Raw genomic sequence first — 14,541 nt, forward strand, 5'->3', positions numbered from 1 at the left:
GACAATTGAAGTCAAATCTCTGGAAGAGGAAGGATTTGAGCTTACATATACGCCAGATGATTTTTACTTTAACTTTTATTTTGACGAGCCCATTCAGTTAGGAGAAGGCTCAATAACGATTACTGGAACAACAGCAGATGGGAATGGAAACAATGAGACTAACTTAGAAATACAAAACGCGGGGGAATACGCTGGATCAACAGGCAAATATATATCAAATGTTGATTCGATTGGAAGATATCAACTTATGGTTAAACCGTTTGACACCCTCGACCCACATTTGTCGCTTCTGGAGCTGAGCCCTAATACAGAATATCGTGTTTCAATCGGCGAGGATGCAGTAAGAGATGAAGCTGGCAATAGTTTTCCAGGTTTTGACGGGAATATATTTACATTTAACACTTCAGAAACAGAAATAGTACTAGATACAACTGCTCCAACGGTGGATAATATAAAAGCTTCTGGGAACTGGTTAAGGTACGACGGTGAACAAGTTCACGCGATCCTTCCGGGAACAACACCTTGGTTTCGATTCTCCTTCACTGAGGATGTCGTCGCTGGTGAAGGAAATATAACAATCACCAATGGAACAGATGTAACACGGCAAATCTCAGTGGCTGAAGAATGGCCTTCTTATAGTGGAGATGATTTTAACCTGGACGCTGGCAGAATTGAGCTCAGCGCTGGAGAAGATTATTCCATATTGATCGATGATAATGCATTCAAAGATCCTGCAGGGAACTATTTCGCTGGTATATCAGACCCAACAAGCTGGTCTTTCCATGTTGCTGCTGCTGACTTACCTGCAGACAGCAGCACCACAGCAGTAATTAATTACGACCATGATCTAGATCAGAACGCTAATCAGATTAAGCAGTATCTTGCTCAAGATGATATTGACTGGATCAAGTTAGAGATTAATGACACCAGAGACTACTCAATTTCTCTAGAGCATCCTGGCAATTGGCAAACAAACAATAACCTCCTGAAGCTTCTAGATGATCAAGGCCAAGAGATCGCTCAACAAGCAGCTAGTAGTCCTAAACTTGGGCTTGATCGGTTAGCAACAATTGAAAGACGACTAGATCCTGGAACCTATTACGCAAGCGTGCAAGCCGAAGGCTTGTATGCGAATAAAGGTTTGTATACTGTTTCATTAGCAGCGGATAAAACTTCCCCAGATCTTTATTTAGCAAGCCCACAACTTAACGGCACCGATATTGATCCAAGAAGCAAAATTGAACTCAGCTTTAGCGAAAATATCAAACGTGGTGTCGGTAATATTAAAATTTCAAATGACAAAGGTGATACAAGGCTGATCGATATCATTGATGATGCGGATCAAGTCACCATAAAAGACAATCGATTATTTATCAAGCCAACAACAGCCCTGGATGAGTCGAGCCAATATAAGATTGAGATTTTAAAAGATGTAGTTACAGATAGGGATGGAAATAGTTCATCTTTAGCAGGGCAATCTGCTATAGAATTCAAAACAGGAACAACTCCTGGTTTGCCGCCACAGTTAACACATGCGGCAAGCATTCCGACAGACTATACAGGAGGAACTGAAGCATCAAATGATTACCAGGAGGTGATACTCTATTTCAATCAAAATCTAAGTCGAGAAAACCTAACACCTGTTAGTGCATTTACAATTAAAGCCGATAATGAAACCATCGAAATTGATAATTATCGCATCCTTGGCAATACAGTTCGCTTAACACCCAAGACAGCTATTGAATTGGGTAAAACAATTCAAGCAAGCTATGAAGCTCCAGAGCAAGAGAACAACAAACTCCAATCTGCTGCCGGAGAAGACATAAGCACGGTTTTAGATTTTAATGTAGGTAGTGAAATAACATATGCGCAAGATCAAGGAGCAATTACTCCGTTAACTGGTGATCGGATTGAACACCGTTTAAAAGCAAACAGCAGACAAGTTTATTCTTTTACCTATTCAGATGGGCAAGAATTTGCTGAGATTTCACCAAATGCCAAATTACAACCATACGATAGCAGTGGTAATTTTATTGCAAATTCCAACCAATCAGTATCACAAACTTATTACGATAGCAGTGGTAATTTTATTGAGCATGAAAGCTCTAGCTCAAATTTTACAAGCAAGCTAGTAGATGGCGAAACATATTATTTGGTAGTTGGAGATGTTAATTATCAAACAGATCAATCGATTGCTGCTCTTAACAGCAGAAATTACAATAGTGATGAGATAGGCACACCATTTTACATAGCAGCGAACGCCAATAATACAAAACCGAACAACGCCTATTTACACGACTCAACAAATAGCCAGTTTATCGATTTAGGCAAGGTATCAGGCGACTTTTATGTTGGCGGCTCAGCGAGTTCACCGCAAATAGAAACTTTCCGAACAACCCAGACCTCCAAGCCTCACAATTTTGAATTTTATCTAGAGACGGACGCAACATCTGATCATTCGATTACAGCATATTCATCAGATTTTTCAGATAGAACTGTAAGGTTGGCGTTATATGATGCGTCACATAATCTATTAAAGACAGAATACGCAGGAGACAAGAAAGAAAATGAATATTCTAAAAATACTTCCTTGTCATTAGATGGTATCAAGGCTGGAGCCTACTTACTCAAGACATCATCAGAGTTGGGGGCGATGGGTAACGCAGCTCCGCCAACTTACAGCCTATATTTTGAAACTCCTGATCCTCTTTCCAGTGTTCTTGCGAGCCAGCAAGATGAAGATTTAAACATAGAAGCTGTAAATCTTGGCGAAGCAAATATTGGCTTAACAACCTCATTTAATGCGATTAATAGCAGCAACGATGTTGATCGTTATCGATTCAATATTGAAGAAAACTCAACAGCAGCAGATATTAATTTGATTTTTGATAGAGATCAAACCAATCTGCAACTCGGGCTCTATTTAGAAAATGCAGTTGATCCAATTGTTAAAACCACAGCAATCCCCGAAAATCGCACTGGCTCGCGCCTAAAGAGCGAAGGCGATTACAGTTTCTCTGGTTTAAGAAAACAGGCTGAATGGCAAGGAGAGTCGCTATCCATCGATAAATTAATTCCAGGAACTTATGATCTTGTTGTTTCAAGCCCTACAGAAGAAGTTGGCTATTATCAACTTGAATTTGAAAATAATCATGTTTTAGCAACCACACCTGATCAATATGAACAGGGTTTGGGTAATGACAATCCAGAAAATGCAGCGTTGCTCAACATTTTAACTGAAAAAACTAGTATTGGAAATCTCTCTATCGACTCTGCTGATGATGTCGATTACTTTGACATTAATTATTCCCATCCATTCTCATTTGAAGATATATCAGTCAAATTTGCCCATGGATCAGGTGATCTAAAACTTGAGTTCTGCCGTGAAAATAACGGATCGGTTATTAATAGCATCTCTACGTACAATGATAATGAGTCAACAGTTAATGGCAAGAATCCATCGTCGATGATTTCAGGGTTGATAAAAATATCTGGCGTTGATGGAGCAACGAATACTTATACACTTGAAATCGATAGCAAACAGGATCTACCGCAATACTCGAATACTTATAGCAAAACTTCTAAGGATAGAGATGGTAATGATCAGCTTGGTGTAGCAGAGCAAATTGTTGATTTGTCTCTATCGAGAGACGACAAAATGATATATAACAAAACTCTTCATGATAAGGATGATGTAGATGCTTATCGATTCAGCTTGATATCTGAAGGTACAGCTCAAGACTATATCTATACCAATCTTCCAGGCTCTAGAGGCCAGGATATCAATCTATATCAAGAAGATGCTTCAACATGGATCAAATCAGCGATCTCCGTTGGTAGTGGAGTAGCTAGTTCAGCGGATTACGACACAACCATTCCCTTGGCTGGGCTTGCGGCTGGCGATTATGTTGTCAAGCTAAGCTCATCAACACCTACTCATTACAAGATAGGAATAGGCGAGCAAACTGAAAATATAAAGCCTTTCATCGTTGAGGATTCATATGATCTAGATCAAGCCACTAATGACACATTCGCTACCGCTGTTGATTTAGGCGTTTTAAAAGGCCATTACAATCTACCTGGCCTTACATTACATTCTCAAGACGATATCGATTATTTTAAATTCCAAGTTGAAGAGCGAACCCATTTTGATTTTACCGAAATACATTTAACGAGAGATCAAGATGGTGGCTATCTAAAGTTAGGTCTACATGATGAGAACCAACAACCCTTTGGTGCAAGGCCGGGGAGTTCAGAAAGTGGTGAGTATTATTTCAATGAACCAAAAGATAAGATCCACCAAAGTTTATCTCCTGAAACCGAAGTTTATGGCTTTGCGGATGAATTCATGGGTTTTTACGATCATGCTTTCTTCCCAGGAACTGATTATTACTTAAGTGCTTATGGGGTTCCAATCCAACAAAAAAATACTGAAAGCTCATATGGTGGAGTTGAGCACATCTATAAAGACGTTAGCTATGAATTAGATCTCTTTTTACCGCCTACAACTCTTCCAGATACTTTGTATCCAGAGAAAGACCAATACGAAGGAGAGAATAGAAATGATCATAAATCAACCGCTACCCCCCTAGGTGAAATCAATAGCGATGTTGTCTTAAATGATTTGACATTTGATATCGAGCATTTGACTATCAACACAGGAGAGCCAATGTTGAACTTTGGCGTACCAATGCAGAGCCAAGGGATTTATAATCGCCGCTTTGAGATTGATGCATTTACATTCTCATTAAAGGGTGATCAGCATTTGAATGACAGTATTTACGTCACCCATGATGGAGGGTGGCGCTTTAGTAGTGGGGATAGTACGTATGAGAGAGAAGAACGTTTGGACCATCTAGTAGCAGAACTTTGGAACGAAGACTTTACACAATCGATATCAAAAGATGGTTATAAGGATGGTCTTTCATTATTTGGGCTGCCAGAAGGTGACTATGGCCTGGTCGTTAGATCTTTATATAATCCACCCGCCGAGTGGCATGATAGCTTTAATCAATACAATATCGAATTTGATACCTCCAACTATCTTGAGGATGGAAGCCGAGCAGGAGATCAACATGAAGGAGCAACTGGCAATGACAGATGGCAGGATGCAACGCAGCTAAATAATAAAAAAATCTGGCAGGGATCTGAATCAAGAATTGGAAGCAGATCTCCAGTATCTATAAGAGGCAGCCTGCATGACAAGCAGGATGACGATTTCTACAAATTTACAATTGCTGAAAATGAAAGCTATCAATTAGGTGACCCAAACCAAATAGCTCACACTAATATCTCCATTTCTAGCGAGCAGGATATCGACTTATACGTGCTTAATTCAGATCAAGAGGTTGTATCTGAAGCTGAAGAGGTTCTACGGTTAGATAAGACAGCGGCAACCACAGATGTATTCGGCAATCGATTGATACTGCCTAAGCACGACATCAAGTTTGGTTTAGAACCTGGTGATTATTATCTAAAAGTCCAGGCTGATCAGGTTGATCGAACCTTATCAAATAATACGCAGACTGAGCTAGCAGACCATGGTGATTACAGGCTCGACATCAACCTTCATTATTCCGAACCATTATCAATTGATGACTATGATGCTTCAGAAGTAGGCCGTAATGATGTCCACTACTGGGATGATCTAAATCTAGACAAGGCTACAGACCTAGGCGTTATCAGTAATAATATAGATGGTACTAGTACCATCTATTCTGCAAATCTAGATCAAGGCCTTAAGCGTGGTGATTCTCACATCACTGGCCTGGACCCAACCGGCAACGGCGTTGGAGATTATGATACATATTCATTCACTCTTAACCATAAATTTGAAGAAGATGGATTTATCAAAGTTACCTCTCCTGAAGGGTATGAGTCTCCTGGATTCACTCTGATCAATGAAGACTTTCGTTATGACCCCAGTAAATTTATCGGCGGAGATAAAACGAATCATCCTCGTGTCGAGCCGAAAGCAAATGGAAGAGCACATTCTTACCACGAAGGAAACCATAATATTCTCTGGGGTACCCACGGAATACATAATGATTTTCGCGGTGGCAACATTTATTCTAATTTTGGTCCACCTGGGCCAGGCGAATACCTTCTCTCTGTAGGCCCAGGGAAGAGAGGAGACTATACAATTGAAATTAATGGCCCTCCAAACTCTCTACTAGGCGACATCTATGATCAGCGCGATGTTTTAGATACGGTCGCTAATGCCATTGAGATAGATCAATCTTCAAATAAAGATATAGTCATCAACGATTTAACCCTTCATTATTCAGAGGATAAAGACTATTTTAAGTTTACTCTAGATCGAGAAGGTTTACCAACTGATTCCATAAAGCTCTCTTCTGACAATACAAATATTGGTGGAAATGTAAGCACTAGTATATTTAAAGATGAAGGATATTTGAATCGTTATGGAGATGTAGTATACACCCGTGTCACCAACAATGATCGACATATTGAGGATACAAAGCGCGGGGGGCTTGCTGGCTACCAGCCTGGTGAATATATAATCCAAGTTAACTACAACGAGCCAGACAATGAATATTGGGCTGTTGATTCAAACTACCAATTCGAACCGATCACATATCAACTTGCGACCAATATACCCTATTTTGATGACTCGTTATCAGCAGTTAATTTCGATGAGAAGTTAGAAGGTTTAGACGAAACCATCGATATCGGGCTTGTTTCTACGCATACGCAATTGCTGGATCAGACTATCTCTTTTAAAGATATAGATAAACGCGCATTCTCTCTTGATACTGCTGGCACAAAGAATCAAGGCATTGGCATTACCTTTGAGCATCAAGAAGGAGACCTTCAGCTTCAACTCATCAGGCCATCAGATCAGGCTGTGCTCAAGTCATCTGATATCTCTAGTCAGTCTAAAAATGCTAACCATGAGTGGATTTCTCTCGATGGTATTGAAGCTGGCAACTATCAAGCCTTGGTTTCTGGTGTCGCTAATCAATATGACTTTGAAATCATAACTGATAAAAATAGTATCCTAACAACTTCTGGCAGACAGAATCATACGATTGCCCAAGCACAATTGCTTACGGATTCAAAAGACGAACAGTTGAATAGTGAATCTTACTTAACTGATAATCACCTTTCGAGCAATGATGGGCAAAATCTAAAGGGCGAGATTTCTCAACTCTCCTTTAGTAATGATAATTTTATAGATTACTACAAGTTTTCTACACCCTATCGCTCAAGCAGCCGATGGGAGCCAGAAAAGAACTTTGTTGAAGTTAATTTCTGGAATGACCTCGGTAATGTAGACCTTGAGCTACTGAGTGGAGATGGTGAGGATATTCTTGAATATTCCCATGGTTTTGCCAATACAGAAAGAATTGAACTTGTTGATTTACCAGCTGATGACTATATCCTCAAGGTTATTGGTAGAGGACAAAACAATAGCTATTCTCTTAACTACGAACTACCAGTTGTTCCCTTCACATACGAAGATACCTTAAACAATCAAACAACAAAAGAAGATATAGAACTTGCCCTCTCAGAATTCTTAGCCGATAAAGCCTTTACTCCAGCCACTAGATTTGATGGCCCGGAATGGCATGAAGAGATCCTTCCAACATTACCTGCTAATTCCGGTGGGCTTCAAACAGGTCCAAGTTGGGAACCAGTCAATGCAACATTAAGCCCTGATAATAAAGAAGACTGGTATCAGATCGATGTAACACATCATTTTCAGTCAGGCGCAGCGCTTAATTATGATCCGAGGGATGCCAATGTCACGCTCGAATTATTTGAAAAACTTCCTGGAGAGGCGGAGCTTACCCGATTCCTTGGCTTTTCAGGAGGGACGGGTAAAGAGCTCCTCACATTCCAAGCACGCGGCCCGGGTAGTTATTACTTCAGAGTCAGCACTGATGATACTACAAATACTACGCCCTACAGTATGAATTTCTTCTCAGGTAGAGAAAAATATTTTACTGACGAATATAAAAATAGAAATATAACGACAAGCGATCTAAACTTTCCAAAGCCTCTCGGAGATGTCTATGAAGATCATGGTACGAATAATTGGTTTAATAGTGAATATGATGAATCCGCATTTAATTTTGATGCTTTCACCTATGAACTTGATAATTCATTAGCATCTGGCCAATTTGTCGGCAAGCAGGAGTTAACCAATACAGCGATTTCTAGTCCGATTGATTTAGATCTTTACCAATTCAATCTGCGCGATCATGCCAATGAGAATCATTTTATTCAAGCAGAGTTTGAACAATGGGATATGGATTTAGACTTGTTTCTGTTTGATCAAAACAATCAAGCCTTTAGAAGCAAGCTAGAAGAGATATGGATGGGAGGCAACTGGTTCAAAGGCAATATATTTCAAAGCACAACCGGTCCCAATGGCGAAAGACAGGGTCTATATTATTCCAAGGATTCACTTAGTAATTCCGATAATGAAGAAATCAATCTCGACGGCTTACCAGAAGGTGAATATGTGCTGCTCGTATTTCCAACAAGACCTTATTTGTATTCAGCAGACTATGATTTAAAGTTTAATCTACCTGAAAAAACTATATCTGCTGATCCCTATGAAGTTAATAATAGCCCTGAAACATTGTATGATCTTGGGGCTTTTACTGGCCGACGCAGTCAATACAACTTATCGATTCACGATAGCAATGATGTTGACTATATAGGCTTTGAAACCAAGTATACCGGCGCAGCAGGTGATTATATTAATCTCGATTATTTTATTAATGATGGAGAGCTGCAGTTTGATTTGATCGATCGCAATAGTGACAGCAGCGATCAAGAAAGCATTGTTAAATCTTCTACTCAAAAACCTTTCGGATCTAATCTCTCTCTAGAAGGGGTTGCGCCTGGTCAGTATTCAATCAGGGTTAGCGGAGTTGATTTAGACGAACCCAATTCAAATGGTAATGATAAAGCTACTAATAATTATCAAATTGACTATGTTTTACCAACAAATCCTGATCGGAAGGATGCATGGACAATCATGTATTACTTCCCAGCCTATCAAGACATTGATATGCACTATACAATTAATCTTTTAGAGGCTCAAATTAAGCAATGGGATTTACCTGATGAGGTGAATTTTGCAGTCATGTGGGATCAGCCGGATTGGGTTGATTTAGATGCTAATTTTGCTACCGGTTTAGGTGATCAGCCAAAGTGGAATACAGCGGGCCGTTCTTTAATTCAATCTGATAATACAACAAAATGGATCTCCTCTGATTTTGAAGTATTAGAGGAAAAGAATATGGGCGATCCAACCACAGTTACTGAATTTATTCAATGGGCCAATCGTGTCGCCCCTGCCGAAAACCAGGCCTTATTTATTCATGGCCATTCACTTGGATTGGGATCGATTATTACTGACAATGAAGTCAACGCACCGCTCCATGTAGATGAATTAGCGGCATCCCTAGAGCAACTTAAAACAGATGAATCCATAGATCTGGAATTATTGCGAATGGATGGATGCCTCACCGGCACCCTCGAGTTGGCCTATGAATTAAAAGATTCTGCACAGTTTACGATCGGTAGTGAACAGATATCAGGAGCCGGAAGTGGAAATTATAGAACCCATGCACAATGGTTAGATAGATATCCTTATGAAGCAGATGCTCGTGATCTTGCTTCGAGCATGATTGAAGATTTTAAGATCAATTATTCACAAGGCTCTAATTTTCAGAATACCTTATCTGCAATTGATACCAGCAAATTAACAGCTCTTGCAGATTCTCTTTCTGCTTTTGTCGACTCAACTGATGGCTTGAGCCCTAAAGACCGCCACCGTATCCATGTGGCGCGCTCATTTGCTCCTAGCTATGGCAAGGGTGCGAGTGCTGGTATGACAGTTGATCTTGGTCAATTCATGCGTTCTGTAAGCAACGCCAGTGAATTGCCTGAATCTGTAAGAATTGCAGCTCAAAATGTTGTTGAATCCGTAGAAACTGCAGTAATCAATAAAAATTATGATGCACAGAGAAGTGATGGCATTTCCATCTCATTTACTACTGACCCTCGGCATTCTAAGTTTAATCAAGATACCCAATGGCATCGTTTCCTTGAAGGGCAAGCCGAAGCAGCAACTGGCGATTTTCTTTTAACTCCTGTTAATGATTGGTCGGCTGCTAATAACCTTGCTGCGGAGGCATTTAATTTAGGCCGCCTCAGTGGTAATGACATCGATATCGATAGCTTGGCAGTAGACGAATCAACCTCAAAGTACTTTAGATTCACTTTGGTTGATGCAGCAGCCGACGATACAACTGTAGAACTCTCCTCGCCAACAGAAGATCTTTCTGACTTGCAAGTACTATTATGGACCAATAACCATAGTGAAAAATTACTTGATTCAGCCGATTCAAATGGCCAGAAGATTCATTTGGTTGGTCTAGAAGCTGATGATTATTTACTAGAGATCAAAAATAATGGCGCACCAATACCAAATTCCTTACTAACCCTCAACCTGCCGAATGATCCAACTCCATCATTTAATTACAACAACCTAGAACACAAAGCTGCCAAATTAGGTTTGATTGCTGGCCCTGAACTCACACTTGGCACAACCTCTCCTTCATCGGCAACAGAAGATGGCGAATGGCTTTACTACAACATAGAAACATCAGCGTTGTCGGGTATCCAGCAAAACATGAATGTCGAGGTGAATGTTGCTGACGGCGCAGAATACGAAGCCGTGATCCTTGATTCCAACAACAATGTTATTAGCACTGTTACGGGAACAGGCAGCAATAGCCTTGACTATTCAACTACGGGATCGGGAGAAGAATATACACTGAAGTTCAGGCAACTAAAGCCACAAGAAGCCTCGGCGCAATCAGCATTAGCCCCGCCAGGTGCAAGTTCAACCTTCTCGCTCTTGTTTACTCCTGGAGAAGCTGTAGCGGCTGCTGTTAATGATGATGGCCCAATAGTAGAAACAGGCTCAACTCTTAATCAGTCAGAAGCGATAGCGCTCATTTTAGATCAAGGCAATCAAGTCACTATTCCAGAAGGGTATGGATCGATTGGTGATAGTGCATTTAAGGATAGAGATTTGGCGAATGTTGTCATACCAGATAGTGTCACAGAGATTGGTGATAATGCATTTTTCAATACTCAACTAACAACTGTTGAGATACCAAATAGTGTCACATCGATTGGTGATAATGCATTTTTCAATACTCAACTAACAACTGTTGATCTTGGCAATAACATCTCATCAATTGGTAATAATGCTTTTCAAAACACACAATTGACGAGTGTAGAACTCGGTGATTCTGTTCAATCTATCGGCGATTCTGCATTTATGGACACTCCATTGGCGAGTGTTGTGATTGGTAATAGCATCACAACGATTGCTAATAACGCATTTAGGAACACTGAGCTAACGCAAGTTGAGATACCAGGAACCGTCACATCGATTGGTGATAATGCATTTATCAATACTCAACTCGCGAGTGTTGTCATTCCAGATAGCGTTACCTCGATTGGCGAATCTGCATTTGCTGGCACCAAGCTAACGAGTGTGGATATTGGTAGCGGCGTTACATCAATTGGTCCAAATGCATTCTATAATACTCAACTTGCGAGTGTAGTGATACCAAATGGTGTCGCAACGATTGGTGATAATGCATTTTTCAATACTCAACTAACAACTGTTGAGATACCAAATAGTGTCACATCGATTGGTGATAAAGCATTTTTCAATACTCAACTCGCGAGTGTTGTAATTCCAGATAGCGTTACCTCGCTTGGCCGTCATGCATTTGCTTCCACCAAGCTAACGAGTGTGGATATTGGTAGCGGCGTTAGATCAATTGGTCAAAATGCATTCTCTGATACTCAACTTGCGAGTGTAGTGATACCAAATGGTGTCACAACGATTGGTGGTGGCGCATTCTTAAATACTCAACTCGCGAGTGTTGTCATTCCAGATAGCGTTACCTCGATTGGCGAATCTGCATTTGCTGGCACCAAGCTAACGAGTGTGGATATTGGTAGCGGCGTTACATCAATTGGTCCAAATGCATTCTATGATACTCAACTTGCGAGTGTAGTGATACCAAATGGTGTCACTACGATTGCTCATAACGCATTTAGGAACACTGAGCTAACGCAAGTTGAGATACCAGCTAGCCTCACCTCGATTAACGATAATGTATTTAAAAGCACTAATCTATCGAGCGTTGTTATTCCAGATAGCGTCACGTCGATTGGTCGTGGCGCATTCTCTGATACTCATCTAACAAGCGTTGAAATCCCTAATAGCGTCACAGAGATTGGAGAAGGAGCATTTGACAATACTCAACTAACCAGTGTTGTTATTCCAGATAGCGTTACAAGGATTAGTGATGGCGTCTTTAGAGATACTCCACTAACAAGTGTTGTAATTGGCAAGAACGTCATATCAATTGGAGATGAGGCATTTTCAGGCACGCAACTAACGAGTGTTGTTATTCCATCTACCGTCACAACGATTGGAGATAATGCATTTCAGAACAGTCAACTGACGAGTGCTGTTATTGGTGATGGCGTCACATCGATTGGTGATAATGCATTTTCAAATACTCAACTAAAAACTGTTGAGATCCCAGCTAGCGTCACGTCGATTGGTGATGGTGCTTTTGATGGCACGCCCCTGACGACTGTTTTTGTTCCAGAAGGTTTTGAGATCGATGCCAGTGCTTTTGATTCTTCTGTTGTCATCACAACAATCGGAACCGGGCCTGACATCAGAACCAACCCCGACATAGCAAGTAGCTGGGCAGCAAATAAAGCCAGAGCAGATTTTGATGAACTAGAGCTTGATCTCGAACTTGGCTATAGCCTGCATTTAAAAGAAGGAACAGAAGCAGAACAAGCCACAGCAAGAAAGCAATTAGCCGTTCTTGGTGATTCTGTTGATCTCAGTGATATCTATCAGTTGGATATCACAGCCAAGAGCCTGGCCGCTGGATACAACTTAGCAACAGCAGATATCACGATCAACTTTGATCCCTATCTGTTTAACGAAATCAAAGCCTCTGATATCACGATTGGCGGCCAGCTGCCCATCGCCAATGCGGTACGCATCGATAATGATGTGGGAACAATCCGTATTGCTGCTGCAAGTCTTGGAGATCTAAATCCAGGAGATCTCTATGGAAACCATCTAGCCGGTGCCGGCGCGAGCATCGGCTCAGATGGCGCTGTTTTGGCGTCGATCGATCTCAACTTCAATGAATATAACCTTGAGACACTGACTCAAAATTCAGATGGCAGCATTGATGATTTGAGCACGCCACTGTTCTTTGGCTTGAGTGCCAATCAAGATGAAACAGTATTTTCTAAGGATCTCACCGATGCTGCAGGGTTAAGCAATCGCGAGATCAAAAGCTTGCGTGATCTCGGTGGTGATTTAGCTGTTGATGGAACCAAAGTCACCCTGTATGAGGCAACAATCAATCTAGAAGAACAAGGCGATGGCTTGATCTTAAGTAGTGATCTTGATATTGGATCTTATAACTCAAAACAAACAAATCTGGTCAGAACAGGTGATACGATTACAGCAACAAGTGAATGGACCAATGTGGGCAATATTCAGGCCAAAGAAATACAAATTACTGGCCTAACTAATGCCAATGCAAGTTTGGCAAGCTCTGGTTTCTATATCAGTTCACCTGACGATAGTCAAACATCAACAAACCTCGAGAGTGGCAGCTTTGTTGATGGAGCCTTTGTGCAAACGGGGCAAGAAACAGCGCAACTGGTTGCTGATATTGAAATCACAGGAGCAGCAGGCAATGTTGTTGATCTAAGCCAAGGCATTGTCAGCCTTAAAGCTGATGGATCAGATCTCTTTAGCAACCAAAAGGGCTCCAAAAACCTAATTACCTATCAAGGCGATCTCAATTACGACGGCCGCGTTTCAATGAAAGATCTGGCTTATCTCAATGCTGGTGCTGCAAGACAACAACAAGCCAGTGAGGATCCCGATGCAGTGGATGCAAATGGAGATGGCTTTGTTGATGCCAGTGTGGCGCGAGGCGTTGATGCCAACTTTGATGGCCAGATTTCGATGGAAGATTTAGCTGTCTTGGATGCCGACTGGGGCCAAAGCCTGCATCAACAACCAATCAATGGCGCCAATGGAACACAATCAAGCTTTACCGGTTCTGATCAAATCTCCTGGGATGAACTCGACAGCCAGGGCCTAACAGGCGATGCCGCCTGGGATAACCAAGCCTTTAAGGATCAAAATGCCCTAGAAGCGGCTAATGACTTTGTTGAATCACTGGAAAACCCAACAGCTGTGGGTGTGATCGGCGGAGATGGCAATAGCGACAGCAGCGATAACGACATTGCTGGCACTGAATTCCAAGATCCGCTCACCGGTTAAAGCAAAGCAACAATAAAGCTTGTTGTAAGAAACATCCTTTTTATATCCAAAAAATATATTTAACTGGCTTGGCCAGTGCACTTTTGAGCTACAAATAGTGCAAGGTCTTGCCTTCCTATTCATACAACCCAATCAAT

At 41.2% G+C, this 14,541-nt stretch carries 1 protein-coding gene and 2 pseudogenes; all 3 read left to right on the top strand.

Annotated elements, in window-relative coordinates; all coding sequences use genetic code 11:
* Positions 1-247: 247 nt before the first annotated feature.
* A pseudogene (locus SIB41_RS06955) lies at positions 248-9,997 on the top strand (clostripain-related cysteine peptidase); the annotation flags it as partial.
* Between the two features lie 1,062 nt (positions 9,998-11,059).
* Positions 11,060-12,712 (top strand): annotated as a pseudogene (locus tag SIB41_RS06960) (leucine-rich repeat domain-containing protein); the annotation flags it as partial.
* Between the two features lie 1,032 nt (positions 12,713-13,744).
* Positions 13,745-14,404: a dockerin type I domain-containing protein gene (locus tag SIB41_RS06965; protein ID WP_413361454.1), complete on the top strand. Its 660-nt coding sequence runs from the start codon at positions 13,745-13,747 to the stop codon at positions 14,402-14,404.
* Positions 14,405-14,541 lie beyond the last annotated feature (137 nt).

The organism is Prochlorococcus sp. MIT 1201 (genome assembly GCF_047303415.1).
In the GTDB taxonomy this organism is placed as follows: domain Bacteria; phylum Cyanobacteriota; class Cyanobacteriia; order PCC-6307; family Cyanobiaceae; genus Prochlorococcus; species Prochlorococcus marinus_D.